Below are 26,443 nucleotides of genomic sequence, written 5' to 3' on the forward strand. Positions count from 1 at the left end.
TTTTGGGTTCCCACACCATTAACTTGAGAGTGGGTCAACCTCAATGTTTAATATAATTCCATTACTAGCCGAACTTCTAAAAAACCTTTGTACTCCCTGATGCAAAAACTCTCTAAGTAAATCCTGCCGTTTTCCTTTGACAGAAATTTGCCATCTCCACTGGTTCCTGAGCCTAACTAAGACGGCAGGCGCGGGGCCAAGAATATCCAAGTCAGTATTTCCAAATTTAGGTTCTCGCATTCCTTGTTGTAAGCAAGCGCCTAATTCATTAGCACCTTTAATAACACGATCCTCTTTCTCATGCAACAATAAAACTCTTAAGATATGTGTATAGGGTGGGTATTTTCGTTCTTTGCGATAACGGATCTCCTCCCAAAAAAAACCTTCAAAATCATGGTGTGAGGCTCTTAGAATAGCACTATCATGTGGAGAGTAGGTTTGTATTACCACCTCACCGGGTTTTGTACTCCGGCCCGCCCGCCCAGCAACCTGAGTCAAAAGTTGAAACGTGCGCTCCCGGGCTCGAAAATCCGGCATGTTAAGGGTTTGATCAGCGGCAATCACCCCGACCAAAGTAACATTAGGAAAATCTAAGCCTTTGGCCATCATTTGCGTTCCTACAAGTATTGAAGCTTCCTGGCGCCTAAATTTATTCAAGATTATGTTATGCCCTTCAGCAGACCTGGTTGTATCAAAATCCAAACGCAAGATCGGAACCTCTGGCAAGAGACCTTGGAGCTCTTCCTCCACACGTTGAGTTCCCTGCCCAAAAAACCGAATAAATCTACTTTTACAATTTGGGCAAGTATGGGGCGGCAATTCTTGATGGTCGCAATAATGGCACCGCATCGCCTGCCCTTGAGTATGATAAGTCAAGGCAATCTCACAATTGGAACAACTGACTACATACCCACAGTCACGACAAATTACAAAGGTTGAATACCCTCTCCGATTCAAGAAAAGCATGGCTTGCTCGCCTCGAACCAGCCTTTCCTGTAATTTCTGCTGTAACGTCAGGGAGAATATACTTCGGTTGCCCTGGCGAAGTTCCTCTCGCATATCCACGATTTCAACAGTCGGCAATACACTCTTTCCGATCCTCGAAGTCATAGTTATCATACGGATTTTACCTGATTGCGCCGCCGCATAGGCTTCTAAGGATGGTGTTGCACTTCCAAGTAGAACCACACCTTTGAGTTGATCCATCCTTTTACGAGCAACATCCCGCGCATGGTATTTCGGGTTTTCATCCTGTTTATATGCCCCATCGTGTTCCTCATCCAAAATAATCAGGCGCAAATTGGGCAAAGGTGCAAACACTGCGGAACGTGCACCAATCACAATTCGTTTATTCCCTGACACAATGTCCGCCCATGCCTTCATCTTATCCCGCTGACGTATACCCGAGTGTAAGATAATAACTTGCTCTCCGAATTGACTCTCGAAATAACGTGCAACTTGTGATGTTAACGATATCTCAGGCACCAGAAGAATGGCATCTCCACCTTGAGCCAAAACCTGAGCAATCAATTCTCGATAGACTGCTGTTTTTCCACTACCGGTTACACCATGTAATAATACTGTTTGAGACGCACCTTCTTCTAACGAACTCAATACACCCTGCACAGCTGATGACTGCTCCCTAGTCAACTCGTAGGTTCTATCCCTCGAAGTTTCCACATTTTTTGTCTCGTGTTTTGGCCCTTCAGCAATGGACTGCTTAAGAGAAGAATCTTCTCTCGTCGTAAGAAAGCGAACCTCTTTTTTTACCCATCCTTGTTTGAGTAGTTTCTCAAGCATCCCTTGCGTGACATCCGCTCGCTTTAAGAAAGTTTTCAAAGGAATAGCTTTTTTTCTTGCTCGGTTAAGAACAGTTAGGGCCCTAAAAGCCTCGGAATCCAGCCATTGCAGAGCCTGAATATCGGTATCCTCCATTGTTGCTAACGGGACAATCCACTCTTCCACCTTCCCTTTTAGGAGCGGCCAAACTGTATGTAGACTTTGGGCTACAGAACAAACTGTTGTTTGCGCCAGCCATTGGGCAAGTTCGATTAAATCTTCAGGAACCAGACTATCCCTCTCGGCAATTTCCAGCACGGGTTTTAGATTAATACTATCTAATCCCTCTGGCAGATGATTCATCAGGTTGACTACGAGCCCTTGAACTTTTCGATTTTGAAGCGGGATCAGCACTCTCATTCCAGACTTTATACTAAGATGTTCTGGAATACTATAATGATAGCTCTGATCCAGACGCCGATTTGCTACATCAACCAATACTTCAGCATAGCGAAACATGATGTGGCCTCCTTAATTAAACGATGTTAAATCAATAGCGCTAATGTCAATATTGGTCAAAATACATTATATCAAATCTTAGCTTCGGATTACAATTTAAAACACCTATAGGTGGGCTATAAATCAACATTATTAGGATTAATTTCACAATCTTTCATAGCAAATAGCAAATTTCTCTTGTCAAAGTAGAATAACTTGTGATATGCTTTAGGACAGTTAAATTCCTAACCTTTAAATTAGTCCCGTGAGACTAAGAAGGGAATGGCGAACCATGATTTTAACATGGACACCTCTTTCTTGCTTGCGGGCGGGGAAGAGGTTTTTTGTTAGAAAGAGGAGGTAAAATTATGTCGACAGAAGTTCAGATTCACGAGAAGCTCCCCCTTGCCCAAGCGATTCCCCTCGGTTTACAGCATGTCTTTGCCATGTTTGGCGCAACAGTTTTAGTTCCTTTTTTAACCGGTCTGAGTCCATCAGTAGCTCTCCTTTCCTCAGGAATCGGTACTATTATATTCTTATTACTGACCAAAAGCAGAGTTCCAGCCTATCTCGGTTCCTCATTTGCTTACATTGCTGCTTTAACCACCTTTGTTCAATCCGGTAACACTTCCGGAGCTATGGGCGGAGTTTTAGCAGTTGGCGTTGTGTACATCGTCCTCTATCTGTTGATGGCGGCTTTCGGAACACGATGGATTCATACTATTGTTCCCCCTATAGTAGCTGGGCCCGTCGTTGCTATTATCGGCTTAAGCCTGACTCCGGTAGCTGCAGATATGGCCTCCGGCAATTGGTATATCGCCGCTTTCACTTTAGCCGTTGCAGCTCTCCTTTCCGTTTATGCTAAAGGTTTTTTTAAGATTATTCCCATCTTAGTTGCAATCATTATCGGTTATATCGTTTCCGCGGGCATGGGACTTGTGGATTTCGCACCTATTTTAGCCACTTTAAGACCTGAAAAGTTTTTCCTCTTTCCCGTTCAGTTAGGAAGTAACTTTCAACTACCCAGCTTAGACAAAGCAGCCATCTTAGTAATGGCCCCCCTAGCCATGGTGACCATCATTGAGGATTTAGGACACATGATAGTTCTGGGCAACATCACTCATTCTGATCCTATTAAAAACCCGGGATTTCATAGAGTCCTCCTTGGTAACGGATTAGCTACTGCCGTAGCCAGCTTTATCGGTGGTCCTCCTGTCACTACCTATGGTGAAAACATTGGAGTCTTAGCAGTGACAAGAGTATACAGCACTTTTAATATCTGGATTGCCGCCTTTCTGGCCATCGCCTTTAGTATGATTAACCCTTTACAAGCTGCTATCATGTCTATTCCTACAGCAGTAATGGGTGGAGTTTGTATACTCCTTTTCGGTATGATCGGCGCAGCGGGATTACGTACGCTTATCGAAGCTAAAATAGACTTCTCCGAAACAAAAAATCTCATTATTGCCTCAGTCATCTTTGCTCTCGGAATCGGACTTCCGGAACATAGCGTAGCCTGGGCCACCGTTGTCGGAATAACCTTAAACCTCGTTTTGAGAGGACATTCTGAAAACCCCAGTGGGAAATTGAATCAGTAAACAATCGTTTAAAGGACGCGTAAGCGTCCTTTTTCTTTTGATCAAGAACAAAAAACTGGGGACACCATCACTATAAGTGGGTGTCCCCAGTCGCATAACTTCTTCTTTAAAGTACAGGAAGATTAAGTGTCTGCATGGCCTTTTCCATAATCGCCTTATCTTGCACTCTGAGCACAACTAAGGCCTGCTCGTTCTCTTTCTCAACAAAGGCATACATGTATTCCACAACTACATCTTGTTGGACGAGCTGGTTCAGTACTTCAGCAAGCCCGCCTGTGCGGTCAGGAACTTTGAGCACCCAAACGGGTGTCAAAGAAACCACAACTTTTCGTTCGCGTAATTTAAGGGCAGTTCCTTCCGGATCATCTACGATGATTCTAAGCACTCCATAATCTTTGGTATCAGCTAATGACAAAGCCCGCAAATTAACCTTGCATTCCGCTAAAAGACTTATGACCTCCGCTAATCGTCCCTTAGCATTTTCTAAAAAAATCGATAATTGAAGCATTATTTTACCTCCTTATTTCGTTTATCGACAACCCTTACAGCTTTCCCCTCACTTCGCGGAATACTTTTAGGTTCAACAAGCCGAATACGCACAGAAATCCCCAGAACGTCTTCAATTCTCTTATGAAGGCGTTGTTGACGGGCCTCTAACTCCCGGACTTCGTCAAAAAAGCTGGTTTCGTTCACTTCTACTTGAACCTCTAGTTGATCCAAATTGCCAACTCGGTATACAACCAGCAAATAATGAGGTTCAAAACCCTCAAGGAGAATTGCCTCTTCAATTTGACTTGGGAAGACATTAACTCCACGGATAATCAGCATGTCGTCCACTCGAGCGGAGACACGATCCATCGTCCAACCTACTTGCCCACAGGAACAGGTGCCATAATGCAAGGTTGTTAAATCTTTGGTTCGATAGCGCAGAACGGGAAAACCTTTTTTGTCTAAGCTAGTAATGACTAATTCTCCTCGTTCTCCAACAGTCAGCGGATTTCCTTCTTCATCGAGGATCTCCGGATAAAAATGATCATCAATATGTAACCCTTTATGGGCAGGACACTCCATTGCTACACCAGGTCCCATAGTTTCACTAAGACCGTAAATATCGTAAGCTTTGATTCCGAGCCGTTGTTCGATTTCTTCCCTCATGCCTTCAGTCCAAGGCTCAGCGCCGAAAACCCCAATTCTTAATTTCAGCTCATCTCGGGAAATACCTGATTCTTCGAGACTCTCTGCTAAATATAGGGCATAGGAAGGTGTACAGGCTAAAACAGTTGTGCCAAAATCCCGCATAAGCATAAGTTGCCGGGCGGTATTTCCCCCTGAGATGGGAACAACAATTGCCCCTAATTCTTCGCACCCATAGTGTAGTCCCATTCCACCGGTAAATAATCCGTATCCATAAGCGATTTGCACAACGTCCTTTTTGGTTACGCCTGCTCTTTTAAGACTATTAGCGACAATCCTAGCCCAAAGTGTAATGTCCTCGCGAGTATAACCTACAACTGTCGGCTTACCCGTTGTTCCAGAAGAGGCATGTAGGCGAACAATATTCTCCATCGGTTCTGCAAAAAGCCCAAAGGGATAATTCTTGCGCAGATCTTCTTTGGTAGTAAGGGGTAGTTTCTGAAAATCCTTAAGAGATTTAATATCTGCTGCACTCTTAATCCCTATCGCCCCATAGCTTTCTTGATAGTGATGTATAGGCAAAACCATCTCTACAGTTTTTCGAAGTCCCTCCAGCCACTGTTCCTCTGTACGTTCCGTTTCCTGTGATACATTATTTGCTAAGTCCATAACCCCATCCCCTATTTCAATTTGTTTGAACTAAATATAGTTTCTATAACAGATATCATACTGAAACACAATTATATGATCTAATATACTACAGTTTCGAATATCATACCACCTATTTTTCCTCATGCCAAAGCCTCTAATGATTGGAAAATCTGTTTACATGAATAGCATTTAAGTATACAATTCAATTAGTGCATCACATTAGTAATGCACTACGTCTCTAAGGATGCCTGGAGGTAGATAATGTGATTTTAAATACCGATAGTATTAAACCAATATATTTACAGATTGCAGAGTGGCTTGAAGTCGAAATACTTAATAACAATATTCAAGAAGATGAACGGATTTATTCACAATATCAACTTGCAGATATGTTCACTATTAACCCTGCCACAGCTGCCAAGGGATTGAACCTCTTAGCCGATGAGAACATTGTGTATAAAAAGCGGGGCCTTGGCATGTTCGTTTCACCAAATGCCAAGCAGTTTATCTTGACTAAGCGAAGAAAGCAGGTGTTAGAGCAGATGATAAAAGGACTTGTAGTAGAGGCGAAAAGGCTAGATGTCAGTGAAAATGAACTTATTAAAATGATTCAGGCCTTTAAACCAGTCGGTAAGGAGGAGGAACATCTTTGAAAGTTATACAATCTCATAATCTATCGAAATCTTATGGTAAGACAACTGCTTTAAATGACTTAACCTTTGAAATAGAAGAGAACACCATCACAGGCCTGATTGGTAGAAATGGAGCCGGAAAAACAACCCTTTTAAAGATAATGGCCGGGCATATCCAGCCAACTCACGGTGAGCTTCGAATCTATTCACAAAAGCCCTTTAATAATTTAGAAAGATCTGCTGGGACAATACTTATTGATGACAGTATGATGTACCCCGATTCATTTAGACTCGTGGATATATTATCTGAAGTCGCGCCCTTTTATGCTAATTGGAACAATACTCTTGCAAATGGGCTATTTGACTATTTTTCCTTTAACCCCAACCAGCTTCACAGCAATTTGTCCAAAGGATCCAAAAGCACCTTTAATAGTATCATCGGGATTGCTTCGCGCTGCCCACTCACACTATTTGACGAGCCGACGACGGGTATGGACTCTGCAGTGAGGAAGGACTTTTACAAGGCATTGCTCAAGGATTATTTAAAACATCCCAGAACCATCATTCTTTCGAGCCATCTACTAAGTGAACTTGAAGAAATACTAGAGGAGATACTCTTGATCAAGCAAGGATCCAAGCGCCTTCATCTTCCAGTCATGGAATTAAAAGAGCTTGCAGTAGGTATAAGAGGAAATGCACAAATCTTACAGCCCTTTGTTGAAGGCAAGGAATTGATCTATAGGGAGGAGTTTGCCAAGGACAACTTGTACATTGTACTTCGAAAAGAGTTACTGCAACAAGAAGGCGAAGTAATGAAACAGAAAGGACTGGAAGTGTTTCCTATATCAACAGACGACTTGTGCGTCTATTTAACAGCTTCCAACAAAGGAGGTATTGATAATGTCTTTAAAAAAGATTGATCCCCTATCCATATCTCTCAGACTGTATTTTTACAAACTTAAAGGCTATTCAGTTTTGTTGTATGGACTTATTCTCGCTCAAATTATAGCTCTGCTGTTCTCTCTAAATGGAATAAGTTATATGTCGTCTAATAATGGAGAATTATCGGTTTCCGTTAATACTTATTCCGCCAGTTTAGTTATAGTGTTTTCGCTTGTTTGGATTTTCTATACTGCAATACAGTTAACTACAAAGCGATATAAAAGAATTGAGATACCCCTGGTAACCAACAACATCACTGGACATCTATCGGATATAGGCTTTTTGATGACTGCTTGTTTTTTTGGGGGCTTAACTTCCTCACTTGCCGGTGTGCTCCTAAGAGTTATCATTTACTTCACCTTTGACAGATCCCAAGTAATTGTTGACCAATTTTTCCTACCCTTTATAGATCTATTACTAGGTGCAGCTGTTTCAGCTTTATACATGATCTTAATCTCAGCGATAGGTTACCTGATTGGCGTATTGACTAAGGTAAGCATGGCTTTTGTAATTGTAATTCCTACAGTGATTTTAGGATTATTGAGAGTTTATGCAGATTTTGTTCAAACTCTTGTTGCTTTTTTCACGAGGGAGACTTCATTTCCCTTATTTGTTCTAAAGGTCCTTATTACATCCATGCTGCTGTTTGGCTTTAGTTTTTTATTGTCAAATAGAAGGGAGGCCGTCCAATGAATGCGATGATATCTCTTTTACTAATATTTTTAATAGTGATTGTAATAGTATTCTTCATTCCGGTAGTAAGAGCTAAGCTTTTTACGCTTCTTTCCTGGAAAATAACGTTAACGCTAGCTGGGCTGTATCTTGGAATTTTAATGATGATTGTTCCCATATTATATATATTGCCAGAAAATTGCTTAATAAAAAATAATGAGACTAAAGATCAAGTTGTGGCAACCTCACAAAATCTTATAAGTGACTTGTATAATAAACGTGTTCCTTCTGAAAGAGATTTGAGTAAACTCGAAGGAATCTATAAGAATAGCAGCCATACCTTTAATGCAGATTCAAATCACTTATCCGTTAACATACAAGCGAGTACAGGAAGTCGCCATGTTTTCATTGAGCGAAAAGCTGTTGATGATGGACAAATCGGTGTTTCTTCATACGCTACAGCTCAATATATCGGCGACGTTAATTTTACAAAGCTAATATCCCCTCCAACTTTCACACTTCAAAATGGAACGCTGTCCTTAAAACCACCGGGGCATCAGATCCTGAATTTCAAACAACTTAATGCAGACTTTACAATAAATCAATTTAGCAATCGAAATTATGCTATTCATGAGCTTTCCACAAATTTTGGAGAGCAGATTGTTTATATCCGCGTTCCCAAAAGCCTGGTAATCGATAAAGGGCAGCACACAGATCAAATTCAAATGGTTGACCCCGTTGTTCAGTTTTAACTGAACTGGTTCACTCTTTTTAACAGAACAAAAAGGCAGGTGAATTAATACCACCTGCCTTTTTTATGCTATTTTATTGAATCTTTTTCTTCAGCTGCAACTTTGTACTGCCCATGATTATTATTTCAAACCCGCAAGCTTTCTTAAGGCTTCGACTTTATCTGTTCTTTCCCAAGGAAGATCCAGATCGGTTCGGCCGAAATGACCGTAAGCAGCAGTTTGGCGGTAAATAGGACGTCGAAGATCTAAAGCTTTAATGATTCCTGCCGGTCTAAGGTCAAATGTTTGTTGTATAAACTCAACAATCTTTTCATCAGTTATTTTTCCAGTGCCAAAGGTCTCAACGGAGACTGATACGGGTCGAGCTACCCCGATTGCATAAGCAATTTGGATTTCGCAACGATCGGCTAAGCCTGCAGCAACTACGTTTTTTGCTACATAACGAGCTGCATAAGCTGCTGAACGGTCAACTTTTGTGGGATCCTTACCAGAAAAAGCCCCCCCGCCATGACGGGCCATTCCACCATAAGTGTCCACAATAATTTTTCGTCCGGTAAGTCCACAATCTCCTTGAGGACCGCCAATCACAAACCGCCCAGTCGGATTGATGAAATACTTGGTATCTTCGTTTAATAGTTCTTTAGGAACCGTTGGATAAACTACATATTGAAGCAAGTCTCTGCGGATTTGCTCATTCGTAACATCCGGGTGATGCTGAGTAGAAATAACAATCGTATCGACTCTAACCGGCTTATTATCCTCATATTCCACAGTAACCTGAGTTTTTCCGTCAGGACGCAGGTAGGTTAAATGATTAGATTTTCTCATTTCGCTTAATCTGCGCGCAAGGCGATGAGCTAAATCTATAGGAAGAGGCATATAGCTTTCTGTTTCATTGGTGGCATAGCCAAACATCATGCCCTGGTCGCCTGCTCCTATAGCATCAATATCAGTTTCTGTCATTTCGCCATTCTTTGCTTCTAAAGCTTTATCGACACCCATGGCAATATCTGCAGATTGTTCTCCTATTGATGTCAATACTGCACAAGTATCCGCATCGAAACCGTATTTAGCACGAGTATAACCAACTTCACGAACTGTCTCGCGAACAACATGAGGAATATCCACATAACAAGAAGTCGTGATTTCTCCACTAACAAGAACTAATCCCGTTGTAACTGTGGTTTCACAAGCTACACGAGCATTGGGGTCTAAGGTATAAATGGCATCTAAGATGGCATCGGAAATCTGATCACAAATCTTATCAGGATGCCCCTCTGTTACAGATTCTGACGTAAATAATTTTTTAGCCAATTACTTCACTCCTTTGTTAACCGAGGAGATTGACAATCTCTTCAACGAGATTACGTGCAATCTCTAATTTGCTCATTTGAGGAAAATCTATTCTTCTTCCATCCGGAAAGAGAAAGCTGACAATATTTGTTGGACTTCCAAAGCCAGCGCCAGGTTTAGTAACATCGTTTGCTACAAGCAGGTCAACATTCTTCCTGTGCATTTTTTCTTGGGCATAAGCGAGGAGATTCTCAGTCTCAGCGGCAAATCCAATTAGAACCTGAGAGGTTTTCCTGCGCCCAAGTTCAGCTAATATATCAGGATTGGGAACCAGCTCTATCGTACGGTTAGTTCCATCCTTTTTAATCTTCTGCTCGGCGTTAGTAGCTGGGCGGTAATCTGCAACCGCTGCTGCTTTAACAATAACATCCATGTTCGAGAAATTATCAAGAACCACATCGTGCATTTCAAGGGCTGTCTGCACAGAAACACGCTTAACACCCTTGGGTACCGGCAAATCTGTAGGTGCGCTGACAAGAATAGTCTCTGCGCCAGCTTCCTGCATTGCTTGAGCTATAGCATACCCCATCCGCCCAGAACTACGATTACCCAGAAAACGAACTGGATCCAAGGGTTCTTGAGTCCCACCTGCTGTGACAAGCACTTTCTTTCCTTTTAAAGGAGTAGACTCTGAAAAAAAGTACGTGATAGCTTCGACAATTTCAACCGGTTCGCTCATCCGACCTACACCTTCCGTGCCACAGGCCTGAAACCCGGTGCCGGGTCCAATAACCTTTATCCCGCGGCCTTTGAGCCGAGCAAGATTTTCTTGTGTCGCCGGATGATCATACATTGCCTGGTTCATTGCCGGGGCAACGAAAATCGGGGAACGGGTTGCTAAGAGCACAGTCGAAAGAAAATCATCAGCCAGCCCCATAGCCATTTTCGCGAGAATATTAGCGGTTGCAGGGGCGACGATGACTGTATCAACATGCTCTGCCAAAGCGATATGCTCAACGTTCCATAATTTTGGTTCGTCAAACATATCCACATACACAGGATTTGTTGAGAGGCTGCGAAGAGTAAGAGGCGCAATAAATTGAGTGGCTGACTTAGTCATAGCAACATGGACTTCAGCGTTCAATTTGCGTAGACGGCTAACCACTTCTGCAGCTTTATAAGCTGCAATTCCACCGGAAATTCCAACGAGGATTTTTTTTCCTGTTAACATTGCACATTCAGTTCAGGATTACATTCGTAGCTGAGATCATTTTGAGAAATCTCTTCTAAAGAGATACTGACTGGTTTTACACCCTTGGCTAAATCCTCGTGCTTCGCTTCTTCCATTATCTGGCGCGCCCGTTTAGCGACTACAATAACTAGTGTATACTTACTATCTACTTTACTCATTAGAATATCGAGTGAAGGTTGTTTCACTTAAATTCCTCCTTCAAAAACAAACGGTTTTCGTTTTACCCGGCATTTTTCTGCAACCAAAATACTTTTTAATTTATCAACAGCCTCAGGAACTTCATCATTAACGACAACATAATCATATTCACTCACATATTCAAGTTCATGTATGGCAGTGGCTAAGCGCTTTTGAATAACTTCCTCACTCTCAGTCCCCCGTTTGTGAATTCTCTCTGAAAGAGCGTCCATTGAGGGTGGAACAATAAAAGTAAAAACTCCTTGAGGAAAACGCTTCTTAACTTGTAATGCTCCTTGAATCTCAATTTCCAAAATTACATCTTGCCCTGCTTGGATTGCTTCTTCAACTGCAAAACGCGGTGTTCCGTAGTAATTATCACAAAACTGGGCCCATTCCAACAGCTCATCTCTTTCAATCAGAGCTTCAAATTCTTCCCTCTGACGAAAGAAATAATGAATTCCATCAATTTCACCAGGCCGGGAATTCCGTGTGGTCATAGAGACGGAATACTTTAATGTAGGGAGCTGACGGAGTAATTCTTGGCAAAGGGTTCCCTTTCCTGCCCCCGAAGGCCCGGAAAGGATAATTAGTAATCCATGACTTTGTTCCACTACTCCACCCCTAATCCGTCGGGTCTTCGACATGGCTGCTCGACTCTTTAGCTGTAAGACGATGAGCCACAGTTTCAGGCTGAACTGCAGACAGAATTACATGATGGCTGTCACAGATAATCACTGCCCGGGTACGCCGACCATAAGTAGCGTCAATGAGCATGCCCGCATCACGAGCTTCTTGAATAATTCGTTTGATTGGGGCGGATTCTGGACTAACAATCGAAATAATCCGATTGGCAGATACAATGTTACCAAATCCGATGTTTATGAGCTTAATGTCCAAGATGAATCCTCCATTACTCTAAATTTTGAACTTGCTCGCGTACTTTTTCCAGTTCACTTTTTACCTTAATTACTTTTTGACCAATCATTAAGTCATTGGCCTTTGATCCTATTGTGTTAATTTCTCGGTTCATTTCTTGAACTAAAAAATCAAGTTTTCGTCCTACCGGTTCCTCACTTCTCAAAGCCTCTCTACTTTGGGCAAGATGGCTGTCAAATCGGATTAACTCTTCTGTGATTGACCCTCGATCTGCGAAGTAGGCAACTTCGTTTGCCAATCGAACACCATCTAACTCAACTTCACCTAAGAGGGCCTGAAGCCGTTCCTGTAAGCGTTCTTGGTAATCTGTTACAACATATGGTGCACGCTCACCAATCGTGTGTAAATTTTCAGCAATAAGGTCTAACCTTTGCAAAAGATCTTGCGTTAATTTATCTCCTTCAGAACGCCGCATTTGCCCAAATCCATCGACTGCCTTAGACAGTGCTTCGAAACATGTCTGCCATAAAGCAGCGAGATCAATTTCAGGCTCTATCACCGTAAGAACCTCAGGAAAACTAACTAAACGATAAATATCTGTTTCATACTCCGTATGTAGCGCAAAGGCGAGATCTTTCAATGTCTTATCATACGACAGTGCCAAATCATTGTCAACCTTCACCAATCTCTTTCGTTCTTCTGTTTCCACCATATTAACATGCACTTCAATCCGACCGCGCTGGAAATTATCTTGTAATACTTTACGTATTCGTTCTTCAAAACTATTATAGTTTCGAGGTATCCGCACGACAATTTCTAAAAAACGATGATTAACGGATTTCAGCTCAAAGGATACTTGATAACCATTTCCACATGCTTCTCCCCGGCCAAATCCAGTCATGCTGTTAGACATAAGCCATTACTTCCTCTCTTATCTTAATCAGTCCTCCCACTTTGTTGCCTAGTTATATTGTTACCAAAAATCCTCTGTCTGCTACGCCTATATGTAAAGATGATATCACAAAAATAGAGTGTACCTAATATAAAAGTACAGCAGGTTAATAACCTGCTGCACTTTTATTATATCACATGACCATTTATCTAAGAAATGGTAAGAGAAATCTTCAACCCTTGTACATTTACGTACATGTTCTGGCATGAAGACGCGCCTTTTTCCTATTATCAAAGAAGATAAACAGGAATGCAATCACTGAACCCACTATCAAAGCGATCATAACTGACATAAAGCCATAGAAAGGCCCTTCATAGATTGCCATGTTATTTAGCCATTTGACAATCCCTACCGTCTCAACATTAAACGTTTTACGACTAGTTCCAATAATTTTCTCGTCCTTAATGAAATAGACTGTAACCACGCACTCCTCTTGGGGAATATTGGCGGGCAGTTCTAAACTTGTCTCAAATCGATCATTTTGAACCTTAACCGCACTTTCGTTTAGGCTGTACAAACCGCCCTTCTTGAATATACTTATCATTGAACTGACAAAATCTTTTGCTTCAGACGTTTCCAACCTAACCGGCCCGCTATCACTATGCTTAGTAACCTCTGCTGTCTGATAGACTGTTGAGAAATCTTGATCAATACCTAAGGCTTTTTTTTGGTCTTCAGTTAAGTCAGCTAAGGGTCTGGATGAAAGAATCTGATACAATTTTGGCACCTTGGTGACAGAAGTATTTTCAACATTCATCCAAAACAAACTTACTTTCCCTTTTTTACTCAAATCCAGAATTGCGTCATTAGGGGAGAGAACTTTAATATAAACTCCTGCATCGTCGGGAACAATCCCAGAGATATTGAGTGTTGCTCCTTGGAATCGCAAACCAACTTCCACTTTTTCCGGCGAAACCGTTAATTGGGTTTCATCAGCCATCACTTGACTAGTAAAGGAAAGAATCAATATCAGTCCCAAAACAATTGAGGTCAATCGTTTCATTAGTGGCCACCTCCTAAAGAAATTAAAGAGGACGGCTGTAAAACTAAATCAAAGAACATTTTTAACATTACGGCTAAGACTATCACAGAAAAAATTACTCTTAGCTGCTCAGCCGGAAGCCTTTTGCCAATTCTAGCTCCAAATTGGGCCCCAATGGATGAACCAATCAACAAAACAATTGCCAAGACAACATCGACAGTGTGATTTAAAGTACTTTGAGCCAGTGTCACATTAATGGCTGTAAAAATGATTACAAAAACACTAGTTCCTACAGCCTTGATGGTGGGAATCCCCAACAAGTAAATCATGACAGGCAACATAATAAAGCCACCACCAACACCCATAAGTGCTGCAAGTATCCCTATGAGTAAACCAAGCAAAAATAGCGAAATGACTGAACAGTCGATACCCGACACCTCAAAATGTATTTTTATTGGCAGCTTATTCATAAAACGCATTGCTTTGGATTCTTTAGGTACTGCCGAATTATTCTGCCCCTTTTTTCTTAAGGTATTGATACTTTCTAAGAACATAAAGGCGCCTACGAATAACAGCATGACCACGTAAGTGGATTTTAGTACAAAGTCGAAGTTGCCAAGGGATCGTAAAACTTTTACCAGAGCAGTCCCAAAACTTCCCCCAACCAAACTACCCACCAAAATTATAAATCCAAGCTTAAAATCCACATTTTTATTTCTGCTATGAGCAATGGTGCCAGAAACAGAAGCCGCAACGATTTGGTTAGTATCGGAGGCCACAGCTACTGCAGGTGGTATCCCCATCCACATTAAGAGGGGGGTTAATAAGAATCCCCCTCCAACTCCAAACAGTCCAGAGAGTAAGCCAACTAAACCACCCATACCCAAAATTGCAAAAATTGAAATTGGCATTCTGGCGATAGGGAAGAAAATGTCCATTATTCTCCCCCCTTATTATATTGAAAGTTAATGGTTTCGTATTTGGAAATCAATGTCTTCGTATAGACCCTAATACCTACTTTTTGAAAAGCAATTCCTAAGAGCATAGTAAGCAGCAATAGTCCCGTGGAACCCCAAGTGAAGTTGGCGACTTGTGGATCTTCAGGAGTATAAACATTTCCCCGAGCATCTTTCCAGGAGTACAGTTCTTTAGTATCTTGATTTTGACTTACAATAACATGTTTATTCGGATTGTAATAGTGAGTAAAAACTTCTGACTCAAGTAAGTTTAGACCAACCCAGAAGAATAGGACCGAAAGCATCAATACAGCCAAACTTAACTTAATACTAAACTTGCCTAATTTTTTCTTGCTTATCACTGTCATGGTTTATTCCTCCCTCACGTATTTCTGGATAAATTGTTGATATAGTTAATTCCTATACTATTGATAAAATCCAAGTAACTTTATGCAGGGTTTTTGACAATTGCGCCGAACAATACAATTGGAATATTTCGTATTTTCCCTAATTTAACAGGACACCACCTCCGAGAATGAAGGATTTATTATTATCTATTTGCTTTACGTATAAGTAATATAAGCAAAATCAATGCCACATTATTGATTTATATGATATCCTAGATTTATGGGCAAAAACAAAGCCGACAACTCTGACTGTTGTCGGCTTTGGGAATATTTTTTCCCATTCTATGGGCATATTTTGCTCGTTAGTTCTATAATAGATCATATTCTTTCATCTTTGCATAGAGTGATCGTCTATTTAACCCTAAGGTGTTAGCAGACTCCTGTCTGTTCCAGTTGTGATCTCTCAAAGTTCTTATAATTACTTCCTTTTCTACCTCTGCTAGAATGTCTCTGATTGGCCTCTTTAGTCTCACGGTTAGATCCAACTCGAAATTCGAGTCTCGCAAAGACTTTCGACTCCCTTCAAATATGCCTAGCTCATCTGGTAGAATGACTGTGCCCCTGGTCAAAACAACAGCTTGTTCACAAATATTTTTAAGTTCCCTCACATTTCCCGGCCAATTATAATTAGTCAAGAGGTTTAGTGCTTCTTTTGATATACTCGTTATTTTCTTGGCGTGTTTTGATGCAAATTCATTAACAAAATAGTCAACTAAGGGTAAAATATCTTCTTTTCTTTCTTTGAGAGGAGGAAGCTTAATATTTACCACATTTAGTCTATAAAACAAATCTTCTCTGAATTTACCTTCTTCCACAAGCCTTTGGAGGTCTTTGTTAGTGGCTGCCAATATTCGAATGTCCACCTTAATGTTATTGATTCCACCTACACGTTCAAACTCCCTTTCTTGCAGCACGCGAAGAAGCTTAGTTTGGGCTTGGTGAGTCAACTCCCCAATCTCATCCAGAAAAATTGTTCCAGTGTGAGCGAGCTCAAATTTACCTAGCTTTTGGCTAATAGCACCTGTGAACGAACCCTTTTCATGTCCAAATAATTCACTTTCCATAAGATTTTCGGGAATAGTAGCACAATTAATTTTAATATATGGGCAATGATTACGCTTACTGTTTTTATGAATAGACCTAGCTACAACCTCTTTACCAGTGCCACTCTCTCCTTGAATCAAAACTGTTATATCACTATCTGAAATCCTTCCGATTATTTTAGATATTTCCTGCATTATCCTCGATTTTCCTATGAAGGGATCTGTTGGATTCATTTCATCTTCTAACTTTTCTCTGAGGGTTGCAACCTCTGACACTAGGTTTTTCATCCTTACAGCCTTCTGGACGGAAAGTATAAGTTCATCGAGATTTAAAGGTTTATTTAAATAATCATGAGCTCCTTCCTTCATAGCCTGGATTGCTATCTCGGTTGTACCAAAAGCGGTCATTAAGATTATGGGTACTGTTACATTTATACCTTTAATTCTTTTCATTACTTTAATACCGTCATCATCCGGCAATTTAATGTCAAGCAATATTGCATCAGGGTTATAACTATTTAGAGCATCAATTCCCTCCGACGCCGTATAGGTCACAAAGACCTCATATCCCTCGTTTTCGAGAACATCTCGTAGAAGCTCACATACGCCCTCTTCATCATCAATCACTAGGACTTTAGCCATTACTTTCACCTCTTTCAGCTATTGGAAGTAAGATCGTAAAAACCGTACCAACATTTGGTGTACTTTCTACCTCATACAAGCCTTTGTGAGATTCTATAATTTCACGAGCTATAGCCAGCCCCAAACCAGTCCCTTTTGATTTAGTAGTAAAAAATGGTTCAAAAATCTTTCTTAAGCTTTCTGCCGGAATACCACACCCGTTATCCCTTATTGATACTCCTATCATTTTTTTCGATTTATCATAGAAAGTTGATACCTCCAAATTGCCCTTCTCTTGTGTCGCTTGAAAAGCGTTATACATAATATTCGAGAGTACCTTCTCAATCTGATGCTCATCAATCATAACTTCTGGTAAATCCTCTTCAACCCTAGCCTTCAACTCAATCTTATCCCCATGAACATCTCCAAAAAATTGAATAAGTCGCTTAACTAAGCTATTAAGATTGCAAGGCACAAAAGTAGCCCGAGATGGTCTGGCAAACTGTAATAATTCATCGGTTATATTAGCTAGCCTGTTCATTTCTCTGTTAACAATATTTAAGGATTTTTGTGAAGGTACATGTCCCTGATTCCAAAACTGTATGTACCCAGTTATTGAAGTTAACGGACTTCTTATTTCATGGGCTACCCCAGCAATAATTTTCCCCAGTGACGCGAATCTCTCCTGTCGGTTAATATCTTCACGAAGACGTACCAGTTCTGTTATGTCGCGAAAGTGCAAGAGCGCTCCTACCAAATCTTGACGTACATTTACCATTAAAGAGGTACTTATCAGCAAATGTCTATGGCTACCCGGTAAATCCTCGTAGATAATCTGTACATCCTTTACGGGTTTATTCTTCATTAGGGTATTATTTAAGCAATCTAAAAAGGGACTATCCTCTGGGAAAATATCCTTCATGTCTAATCCAAGATAATCCTTAGTAAGACTTAGCATTTTACATGCAGCCAGATTTACACTCACGACCTTTTGGTCTTTGTTAACAGTAATTATTCCGTCATCAATACTAGTAAGTATTTCTTGATTGTAGTTTTGAACATCGATTAACTTATTGTACATTTGGTTAATTCCGTCGGTTATCTCTCCCAATTCTCCTGGGGCCCTTGGTATTATAAAGGTCGGATCATTAGATATGGTTGTCAGATTATTCTTAACTTCATTGACACTTCCAGCAAACTTTCTAATGAGGCTAAATGTGCCACCAATGGCTAGCAAAATCCCCATAGAGATAATTCCATAGACTATCTGTTTTAGATTATCAATTTTCTGGGATATCGGTTCAAAATCCGAACTAGCCCATACTGCACCGATAATTTTTCCGTCTCTTATGATAGGCCGATAAGCTTCCAACTGACCATTTTCTGCTATCCCACCAAAAACTTGAAATACCGTATTCTCATTCTCAAGGGCGTCATCAAAGTTATGTTTTCTTCTAGTAGAAAAATTTTCTCGTAAATGAACGTTATTTCCATCTAGAATCACATCGTAATCCTTCCAGTAATAACCCAAGTCCAAATTCGGATATTCCTTCTTAGCTTCAATTATAATAGGTTGTAACGCTTTATTAAGAGCTTTAGCCTGATCTCTCTGAGTAAGATTTTCAGTTGCGACAGTCTTTATAATTTCATTAAAAGTCCCATTAAGATTATCATCTAGGTACGTCATAGCCATTTCCATAGCCTTACGCTGGGTATCGATCAAACCGTTTTCAGTTGAGTGTACCAGATAATAGAGATAACCGGCTAAACCTAGGGGAATTAACAAAAGTATAGCAATAATCTTTAGCAAATGATCAATAAATCCATCATGAACAATTTTAATTCTCATAAAGCCCCTCCGAAATATAACCTACAATTCATTATACATTTAATCTCCAAGACAATGGGAATATTCTTTCACATTCTACGAGTATTTTTTGCCCATCTAAGGCTTCCATTCTGATAATGAACACTTCTACATATGGCACAAATCTTGCTACATTTATAAATGGATAATAAAAGAATTAGGAAAGAGGCGGCTCGGCTTTATGAAAACTACCCTCAGCCAAATAATGATTCCTTTGGATCATTATCCTATGGTTTCTGAAGAAGAGTCCCTTGAAAACACTCTAAATATATTGACTGAAGAATTTAAGACAAGAGATCATCGCTGGCATAATTATGAAGCAGTTTTAACAACTAACTCTAAAGGAGAAGTGACTGGGATGCTTACTCTGCGTTCTGCCTTGAGGGTTACAAGAAAAATTATATTCCCGAGCCTCTTTCATCGGTTGATGGTTCTATCAAAACACGAACCAACTAACTGGAGTACCCCTAAAGTAAAGCAGTTTAGCAATCCCTTAAAGAGTAGATTGATTGATATATCTGTCGAGGTGGATGATGCTATTTCATATGTTTTAAAACACAATTTGAATTCCCTGCTGGTCTCAAACAACCAAAAGATTGTAGGGGTAATTCGCACTATAGACTTGTTCTGGTATATTGAAGATGTTTTATAAAAGACGGAGGTGATGTTATATGACTTTACCCCACCAGTTAAATAGCTTAATGATTCCTATGGATCATCTGCTAACAATTAACGAGTATGACTCAGTCCGTAAAGCATTAAAACTAATGAGAGAATCTTTTCATCAAGAATCTGCCTGGCAAGGGCCCCATGTATTAGTTGCAATAGATAATCACCAAAAGCCAGTAGGACTTTTGACTCTCAAAACTCTACTAAAGTCAACGATTATAAAAAAATCCGTCCAGGATCCCTACTTTAAATCTGAATATGTTAGCTGGCATTATCTTAAAAAATGCCATGATCAGGGGATTTCCGTAAGGGAAGTAATGCGGCCAATTAGTGTATTCTCTATTAGCTATCATAACTTTGATATTAACACTGCTGCTGAAATATTCACTCGCAACGGAATAAACTATATTCCTATTCTTGATAATGACCAACTAATTGGTGTAATTGATAAATCTAAGATCTTCTACAAACTACATTCATTAAGTAACTCCTTGCCAAAGTGCGTTACTACCTTTGATTCACTAGTGAGAAACTATAAAAGCTTAAAATGCAGTATATCTATTCTTTTTTCCAGCATCTTTCAATTTGATTCAAAAAAGGCTTCGAGATAATTGACCCCTTAGTTCTAATTTCACATGGATTACAACAAAAAACCGTTCGCAATTCAATGCAGAACGGTTTTTTAATTAAATCAAGTTTTTTCCTTATTAAAGTCCTAACCAATTACCCTTAAAAACATAATTTCCTGGCCCCGTCATATAGACATGATTATCAAGTCCCCACTCAATAAATAGATCTCCGCCGGGTAACTGAACAGTAACAATACGCTCAGTCCTATTATTAAGGATAGATGCCACAACAGAGGCGCAAGCCCCAGTGCCGCAGGCTAGTGTTGGTCCGGCGCCGCGTTCCCATACCTTCATTGTTATTTCTCGAGGCGAGTTGATTTGAATAAATTCAACGTTGGTTTTGCGTGGAAAAAGTGAATGCTTTTCAATCGCAGGACCTACTCTTTCAAAATCCAGGGATGAAAAATCCTCCACAAAAATTATACAATGAGGATTCCCCATCGAAACAGCTGTAAATAAGTACTTTTCACCTGACACTTCAATTGATTGTCCAATGACCGGTTCTCCTTCTCCTAATACCGGAATAAGATCAGCCCGCAAAATTGGTTCACCCATATCTACCTGTACTCCCTGAACCTGGCCCTCTTTGATAAAAAGCTTAAGCTTTAGGATACCTGCACCAGTTTCGACTAGCATCGGGTCAGAGATTATTAACCCTTGATCATAGATATAACGGGCAAAGCAACGTATACCATTGCCACACATCTCCGGTTCTGAACCGTCAGAATTAAAGATCCTCATCCGGGCATCCGCGACTTTCGAAGGCAGTACTACTATTAAGCCATCTCCCCCTATCCCAAATTGACGGTGACAAAGTTTCCTAGCCAGCTGAGGATAGTCTTCTGCACTATCTTCAGCTGAAGAAGAAATACGATCAAGGAAAACAAAATCATTTCCCAAACCCTGCATTTTTGTAAATTCCATTACGTCCCCTCCTAATCAGTATTCGATGTTAAATTCATCATACGAACATATTAGTAACTATCACCTGTGTTCCCCCGAATATCTTTAAACACATCTAGAATGGAGAATAATTCACTCAAAATAAACTTATATATATTACGTAATTCTCCCTAAAAGAATACTACGCCAACTGAAGTGGGTCAACCGTGTAAACCGGTTGACCCAAAATATCGGCTTGTATCATTTGAGTTCTTTAGAGTTTATCCTTTAGCAATAACCGTTTTTCCCTGCCAACTATTCTTTAACAATCTGGCTAAACCGATCAATACAGACGGTCCGCCAGCTACACACAGAATAAGAATCCATTGCCAACTGACTAAAGGTGTGGTTTTGAAGATTACCTGTAAAGGAGCGACATAAATTACGCTAAGCTGCATGATTGTGGAAATACAGACTGCTCCAACAAGATAGAGATTTGTAAAAATACCCACTTCAAAGATCCCTCGTTCTTCAGATCGACAATCAAAGACATGGAACAATTGAGAAAAAACTAAAGTAGTAAAGGCCATTGTACGGGCGCCTAACATATTGACTCCCATAAAAAGAGCAACTACGAAGACAAGAAGCGTCCCTAGGCCAATAAATGTCCCTCTTACTGCAATCTTCGAAGCCAACCCTCGGGCAAAAATACTTTCGCCGGGTTTTCTCGGCGGGCGATTCATGATGCCTGGTTCAGAACCGTCGACACCTAAGGCCATAGCAGGTAAACCGTCAGTGACAAGATTTACCCACAAAATCTGAATGGGTAACAACGGTAGGGGCAAACCTACTAGTGTGGCCAAAAACATGGTTAGGACTTCTCCTAAGTTACAAGAAAGTAAGTAACGAATAAACTTTCGGATGTTATCATAAATACCACGCCCCTCTTCCACAGCGGCCACAATAGTTGCAAAGTTATCATCTCCTAAGACCATAGAGGAAGCTTCCTTGGTGACATCTGTCCCCGTCTTACCCATAGCTACCCCAATATCTGCTTCCTTAACTGCCGGAGCATCATTGACCCCATCTCCCGTCATGGCGACGACTTGGCCTCGTTTTTTATAAGCACGGACAATTCTAAGTTTGTCCTTCGGGGTCACACGAGCAAACACTGAGATGTCCATTATGCGTTCACTTAATTCCTGATCAGATGTTCTCTCAAGTTCTGTCCCGGATACTACCCCTCCATTTTCACCCCGCAAGATTCCTAACTCATGAGCAACTGCTTCAGCCGTTAAACGATGATCCCCTGTAATCATGACTGGCTTTATCCCGGCCTGTCGACAGACTCTGATGGCTTTAACAGCACTGGCACGGGGCGGATCAATCATTCCCAATAATCCAACAAATGTCAACCCTTGTTCTACACCTTCATCAAGTGGTTCAGCGTCTGCCAACGGTTTTTCAGCAACGGCAAGAACCCGAAGGGCATGCCTGGCCATCTCATCATTGGCTCTCATAATACTTCTCTTCCGTTCATTGGAGAGTTCTACGACCCCCTGACGAGTTAGTTCTTGCTGACAAAGTCGCAATACCATATCCGGTGCTCCTTTGACATAAGCCTTGCGTCCTTGTTTAGTTTCGTATACTACACTCATACGTTTTCGATCCGAATCAAAGGGCAGCTCGCCAATTCTCTTTTGTTTTCGCTCTAGAACTTCACGCCAAATTCCCGCTTTGGCAGCGGCCACCAAAATGGCACCTTCTGTGGGATCACCCTCAATCCCCCAGGGAGCATCCTTACCCTTAGAACGAAAGAGTCCGGCAACTTGCACCCCTTTCTTGGTAAGGGTAGCATTATTGCATAGTGCCGCAATTTTTAAAGCCGAGTTAAGGGGATCCCGTTCTTTTTCCGGATCAGCACCCTGAAACTCCCCTTTAGGGTCATACCCTTCCCCAGAAACAGAGATTCGTCGTCCATCGGAATAGATCTGGCGCACTGTCATTTCGTTCTGAGTTAAAGTCCCTGTTTTATCTGAACAAATTACTGTTGCACACCCCAAGGTTTCAACAGCAGGAAGTTTGCGAATGATTGCCTGTCGTTTAACCATGCGCTGCACCCCTACAGCTAGGGCTACAGTGACAATAGCCGGTAAGCCTTCCGGTATAGCTGCCACTGCTAGAGAGACTCCCGTAAAGAACATCTTATAGAAATCCTCACCTCTTAAAATCCCCGTTACCACTACTGCTACACAGACTAAAAAACTGATCAATACCAACCATTTTCCAAGTTCCGCCAAACGTTTTTGTAAAGGGGTTTCTTCGTCTTCCACACTTTGGATCATTCCAGCGATAACACCCATTTCAGTATCCATTCCAGTCGCTACAACAACCCCCGCTCCACGGCCATTAACAAGGGCCGTCCCCATATAGCCCATATTTTGACGGTCAGCCATAGGGGTGAACTCATCATGAAGGGGGGAAATACTTTTAGTCACAGGATGGGATTCCCCAGTCAGGGCAGACTCCTCAACTTGCATATTAACAGCTTGAATCCAGCGCACGTCTGCAGGAATGCGATCCCCTGTATCAACAAGCACAATATCTCCTGGTACAACATCCGTTGCTGGAATCCTTTGTTCCATGCCTTCCCGTAGGACCCGGGCCTCGGGAGCAGTAAGTGAACGGAGCGATTCCATTGAACGTTCGGCGCGGAACTCTTGTACGAACCCTAAAATGGCATTAATTATGAGAATTGCTAAGATCGTGATTGCATCCGCGATCTCGCCTAAAAGTCCGGAGACTACTGTTGCCGCAAGTAAGACCAACACCATAAAGTCTTTAAACTGTCCAAGGAATAAAAACACAGGATGAGTCCCTTTTTTTACAGCCAGAACGTTTTTCCCGACCTCTTGTAACCGCCGCCGAACCTCTTTCAAATTTAACCCTTTAGCTGGATGCACATCCAACGCCTTAGCCACGTCCAGCCAAGGCAATACATGCCATGCCTGTTGCCGCATGCCCTTTTCCTCCTTTTGCTTTATAAACACCGATTAGAAGGAACTCCAACCTCAAATTATAGGTTAAGTAACAATTGAGAGGCTTTGTCCCTTTTATAGTACATGCTTATTCCTAAAGGTGTAGAAAAATGCCTCGTCCCAACAAGTGTGTTATACTAAAAAGTGATTTGAGCTGAAAGGATGTATTCATATGGCGTTAGACGGCGTGACCCTCGCCTATTTAGTTAAAGAGCTTGCTCCTTCACTTGTCGGAGCACGTATTGATAAAATATTTCAACCCGAAAAAGATGAAATACATATCCAATTACGACAGCAAGGATCCAGACGGCTCCTGCTTAATACAAGTGCCACCTCTCCGCGCTTTCACTTCACCCAAGAAATTAAAAAGAATCCCTCTACACCCCCTATGTTTTGTATGATTTTGCGTAAGCATTTAGAGGGTGGCAAACTTATAAACTTGCAGCAAAATGAGCTTGAGCGTGTTATCACCTTTGAATTTCAGAATTATAATGATCGAGGGGATTTAGTTTCTTTGCATCTTCACTTAGAAATCATGGGCAAACATAGTAATCTCATTCTCGTTGATCCTCAGACCAATACCATTCTTGATGGACTGAAACGTTATTCTCATGCCCTTAGCCAATATCGCGAGGTGTTGCCTGGGCGGACTTATTTGGCACCTCCCTCTCAGGGAAAACAGCCCCCACTGAAGGATGAAGAGCTTTGGCGAGCTACTCTTTATAATGAAGAATTAGAGGATCCCATGACAAGTATCCTCCTAGCCCGTTTTGCTGGGATCAGCCCGGAATTAGCACGAGAAATCGTTGTCCAAGCCGGATTAAGTACTGAAATTCGCCTCCATCAATGCGGAGATATTGACCTTTCTCGACTTTTTCAAGCTTACCGCAGGCTCTCCAATCCGGAGGGTATCTCCAATATTCAGCCTTGCCTATATTACAAACTGACGCCTCGCCCACAACTCTTTACCTTCAGCTTTCTTCCCTTTCAACAGTACCAAGACTTAAAGGTTGAATATGTTCCATCATTAAATGATGCTATTCAAATTTTCTATCAGTCAAAATCCAATAACAATACCATTGAATCCAAGCGTGGCTCTCTAAAGAAGATTGTCCAAGAACAATACACTCATATGAGCAAAAAACTAAAAATATATAGCGAAGCAGAAGAAAGTGCTCAAAAAGGTTTAGCCTATCAAAGATGGGGCGAACTTCTTACGGCAAACCTCTATCGAATTCCACCTGGATCCTCAGAAGCTAACGTAGAGGATTATTATGATCCTTCAGGCTCTACCGTTACCATTCCTCTTAACCCTCATATAAGTGCCATCGACAATGCTCAACGCTATTACAAACTTTATAATAAAGCCAAAGCAACTCTGCTCAAAACAAAGGAACTCAAAGAAACCTCCCTGGAAGAAATCAGTTACTTGGAGTCCTTACAATACACCTTAAATCAAGCTGCTACTATAAGGGAACTTAATGAAATTCATCTCGAACTTGCAGGACAAGGATATGTAGCCGGAAAACATATCAAAGAGAATCTCCCATTTAAAAAAGGCCGTTCCAAATCGTCCTCCAAATCTAAGTCTAAAACTCCTAAAGAAATCCCCCAGCCCCGAGTTTATCGTTCCAGCCAAGGGAGAATTATTCTAGTCGGAAAAAATAATGCTCAAAATGATTGGCTTTCCCTACGCAAAGGAAAGCCGACAGATCTTTGGCTCCATACTAAAGTAATTCCGGGTTCCCACGTCCTCGTTCCTCTGGAAGACGGCGAAGAATTCCCTGATGACAAAACCCTCGAAGAAGCAGCTGCCCTGGCAATTTACTATAGTCAGGCACGAGGTTCTTCTCAAGTTGCTGTCGATTACACCCATGTTAAACAACTCAAAAAGCCTAACTCAGCAAAGCCCGGAATGGTCGTCTACGATCAGAACTGGACCTTATACCTCACGCCTAAACAGGAGATACTAGAGCAGTTGTTAGCCAGCGAGGAGGTTACGGACTGAACCGAACCCCAATCTTAATCTCAGGACTTAATCTCTGTTACGGACAAAAAACCATTTAGAGTGTATTAATAGTTGTAAAAGCTTAATAACTAGGGAGCAGAAAATCGGAGGACGATTCTGCTCCCTAGTT

General features: G+C 41.2%; 24 protein-coding genes. 8 read left to right on the forward strand and 16 right to left on the reverse strand.

What is annotated here, in order from left to right; all coding sequences use genetic code 11:
- Positions 1-18 precede the first annotated feature (18 nt).
- Positions 19-2,298, reverse strand: coding sequence for a replication restart helicase PriA (gene priA, locus BLS16_RS00500; protein ID WP_092328552.1), 2,280 nt, complete (start codon positions 2,296-2,298; stop codon positions 19-21).
- Positions 2,299-2,645: 347 nt separating this feature from the next.
- On the opposite strand from priA, the gene BLS16_RS00505 reads away from it, so the two are divergent.
- Positions 2,646-3,875 carry a solute carrier family 23 protein gene (locus tag BLS16_RS00505; RefSeq protein ID WP_092328555.1) on the forward strand — a complete coding sequence of 410 codons (1,230 nt, stop codon included), beginning with the start codon at positions 2,646-2,648 and terminating at the stop codon, positions 3,873-3,875.
- A 106-nt stretch (positions 3,876-3,981) separates the two neighbouring features.
- Here the strand turns inward: BLS16_RS00505 and BLS16_RS00510 are convergent, their stop codons facing one another.
- Positions 3,982-4,383, reverse strand: coding sequence for an amino acid-binding protein (locus BLS16_RS00510; protein ID WP_092328557.1), 402 nt, complete (start codon positions 4,381-4,383; stop codon positions 3,982-3,984).
- A complete protein-coding gene (locus BLS16_RS00515) occupies positions 4,383-5,678 on the reverse strand; it encodes a phenylacetate--CoA ligase family protein (protein ID WP_092328560.1) in 1,296 nt (431 codons plus the stop codon). The genes BLS16_RS00510 and BLS16_RS00515 overlap by 1 nt, the downstream gene beginning before the upstream one ends.
- A gap of 245 nt (positions 5,679-5,923) precedes the next feature.
- Between BLS16_RS00515 and BLS16_RS00520 the strand changes: the two genes are divergently transcribed.
- From BLS16_RS00520 to BLS16_RS00535, 4 genes are read left to right on the forward strand one after another with little or no spacing between them, the layout of a single operon-like run.
- Positions 5,924-6,313 (forward strand): GntR family transcriptional regulator, encoded by a 390-nt coding sequence (locus BLS16_RS00520; protein WP_092328563.1) that lies wholly within the window; start codon positions 5,924-5,926, stop codon positions 6,311-6,313.
- Positions 6,310-7,212: an ATP-binding cassette domain-containing protein gene (locus BLS16_RS00525; RefSeq protein WP_092328565.1), complete on the forward strand. Its 903-nt coding sequence runs from the start codon at positions 6,310-6,312 to the stop codon at positions 7,210-7,212. The genes BLS16_RS00520 and BLS16_RS00525 overlap by 4 nt, the downstream gene beginning before the upstream one ends.
- The gene (locus BLS16_RS00530) at positions 7,193-7,927 is read left to right on the forward strand and encodes a hypothetical protein (protein ID WP_092328568.1); all 735 of its coding nucleotides are present in this window, start codon (positions 7,193-7,195) and stop codon (positions 7,925-7,927) included. Before BLS16_RS00525 ends, BLS16_RS00530 begins: the two co-directional genes overlap by 20 nt.
- On the forward strand, positions 7,924-8,658 hold the full coding sequence (locus BLS16_RS00535; RefSeq protein ID WP_092328570.1) for a hypothetical protein: 735 nt from the start codon (positions 7,924-7,926) through the stop codon (positions 8,656-8,658). Before BLS16_RS00530 ends, BLS16_RS00535 begins: the two co-directional genes overlap by 4 nt.
- A 120-nt stretch (positions 8,659-8,778) precedes the next feature.
- Here the strand turns inward: BLS16_RS00535 and metK are convergent, their stop codons facing one another.
- From metK to atoS, 11 genes are all read right to left on the reverse strand, one after another.
- Positions 8,779-9,972, reverse strand: a complete 1,194-nt coding sequence (gene metK / locus BLS16_RS00540) for a methionine adenosyltransferase (protein ID WP_092328572.1) — start codon at positions 9,970-9,972, stop codon at positions 8,779-8,781.
- A gap of 16 nt (positions 9,973-9,988) precedes the next feature.
- Positions 9,989-11,182 carry a bifunctional phosphopantothenoylcysteine decarboxylase/phosphopantothenate--cysteine ligase CoaBC gene (gene coaBC, locus BLS16_RS00545; protein ID WP_092328574.1) on the reverse strand — a complete coding sequence of 398 codons (1,194 nt, stop codon included), beginning with the start codon at positions 11,180-11,182 and terminating at the stop codon, positions 9,989-9,991.
- The gene (rpoZ, locus tag BLS16_RS00550) at positions 11,176-11,388 is read right to left on the reverse strand and encodes a DNA-directed RNA polymerase subunit omega (RefSeq protein WP_092328577.1); all 213 of its coding nucleotides are present in this window, start codon (positions 11,386-11,388) and stop codon (positions 11,176-11,178) included. The genes coaBC and rpoZ overlap by 7 nt, the downstream gene beginning before the upstream one ends.
- Positions 11,389-11,994, reverse strand: coding sequence for a guanylate kinase (gene gmk / locus BLS16_RS00555; RefSeq protein WP_092328579.1), 606 nt, complete (start codon positions 11,992-11,994; stop codon positions 11,389-11,391).
- A gap of 10 nt (positions 11,995-12,004) precedes the next feature.
- On the reverse strand, positions 12,005-12,280 hold the full coding sequence (remA, locus tag BLS16_RS00560) for an extracellular matrix/biofilm regulator RemA (RefSeq protein ID WP_034598547.1): 276 nt from the start codon (positions 12,278-12,280) through the stop codon (positions 12,005-12,007).
- A 13-nt stretch (positions 12,281-12,293) separates the two neighbouring features.
- A complete protein-coding gene (locus BLS16_RS00565; protein ID WP_092328582.1) occupies positions 12,294-13,172 on the reverse strand; it encodes a YicC/YloC family endoribonuclease in 879 nt (292 codons plus the stop codon).
- A gap of 226 nt (positions 13,173-13,398) precedes the next feature.
- On the reverse strand, positions 13,399-14,214 hold the full coding sequence (locus tag BLS16_RS00570) for a TIGR02186 family protein (protein ID WP_092328584.1): 816 nt from the start codon (positions 14,212-14,214) through the stop codon (positions 13,399-13,401).
- Positions 14,214-15,131 carry a sulfite exporter TauE/SafE family protein gene (locus tag BLS16_RS00575; protein WP_092328587.1) on the reverse strand — a complete coding sequence of 306 codons (918 nt, stop codon included), beginning with the start codon at positions 15,129-15,131 and terminating at the stop codon, positions 14,214-14,216. Before BLS16_RS00575 ends, BLS16_RS00570 begins: the two co-directional genes overlap by 1 nt.
- Entirely contained in the window at positions 15,131-15,517 is a 387-nt protein-coding gene (locus BLS16_RS00580; protein WP_092328589.1) for a hypothetical protein, read from the reverse strand. The genes BLS16_RS00575 and BLS16_RS00580 overlap by 1 nt, the downstream gene beginning before the upstream one ends.
- Positions 15,518-15,864: 347 nt before the next feature.
- The gene (locus BLS16_RS00585; protein WP_092328592.1) at positions 15,865-17,241 is read right to left on the reverse strand and encodes a sigma-54-dependent transcriptional regulator; all 1,377 of its coding nucleotides are present in this window, start codon (positions 17,239-17,241) and stop codon (positions 15,865-15,867) included.
- Entirely contained in the window at positions 17,234-19,069 is a 1,836-nt protein-coding gene (atoS, locus tag BLS16_RS00590; protein ID WP_092328594.1) for a two-component system sensor histidine kinase AtoS, read from the reverse strand. The genes BLS16_RS00585 and atoS overlap by 8 nt, the downstream gene beginning before the upstream one ends.
- Positions 19,070-19,268: 199 nt before the next feature.
- On the opposite strand from atoS, the gene BLS16_RS00595 reads away from it, so the two are divergent.
- Complete coding sequence (locus tag BLS16_RS00595) at positions 19,269-19,739, forward strand: CBS domain-containing protein (RefSeq protein ID WP_092328597.1); 471 nt, start codon at positions 19,269-19,271, stop codon at positions 19,737-19,739.
- A 19-nt stretch (positions 19,740-19,758) separates the two neighbouring features.
- Positions 19,759-20,367, forward strand: a complete 609-nt coding sequence (locus tag BLS16_RS00600) for a CBS domain-containing protein (RefSeq protein WP_092328599.1) — start codon at positions 19,759-19,761, stop codon at positions 20,365-20,367.
- Between the two features lie 96 nt (positions 20,368-20,463).
- Here the strand turns inward: BLS16_RS00600 and dapF are convergent, their stop codons facing one another.
- Together dapF and BLS16_RS00610 are read right to left on the reverse strand one after the other, a co-directional pair.
- Positions 20,464-21,309: a diaminopimelate epimerase gene (gene dapF / locus BLS16_RS00605; RefSeq protein WP_092328602.1), complete on the reverse strand. Its 846-nt coding sequence runs from the start codon at positions 21,307-21,309 to the stop codon at positions 20,464-20,466.
- A gap of 239 nt (positions 21,310-21,548) precedes the next feature.
- Complete coding sequence (locus BLS16_RS00610; RefSeq protein WP_092328604.1) at positions 21,549-24,287, reverse strand: calcium-transporting P-type ATPase, PMR1-type; 2,739 nt, start codon at positions 24,285-24,287, stop codon at positions 21,549-21,551.
- Between the two features lie 190 nt (positions 24,288-24,477).
- Between BLS16_RS00610 and BLS16_RS00615 the strand changes: the two genes are divergently transcribed.
- The gene (locus BLS16_RS00615) at positions 24,478-26,313 is read left to right on the forward strand and encodes an Rqc2 family fibronectin-binding protein (protein WP_092328607.1); all 1,836 of its coding nucleotides are present in this window, start codon (positions 24,478-24,480) and stop codon (positions 26,311-26,313) included.
- Positions 26,314-26,443 lie beyond the last annotated feature (130 nt).

The organism is Desulfosporosinus hippei DSM 8344 (genome assembly GCF_900100785.1).
GTDB lineage: Bacteria > Bacillota > Desulfitobacteriia > Desulfitobacteriales > Desulfitobacteriaceae > Desulfosporosinus > Desulfosporosinus hippei.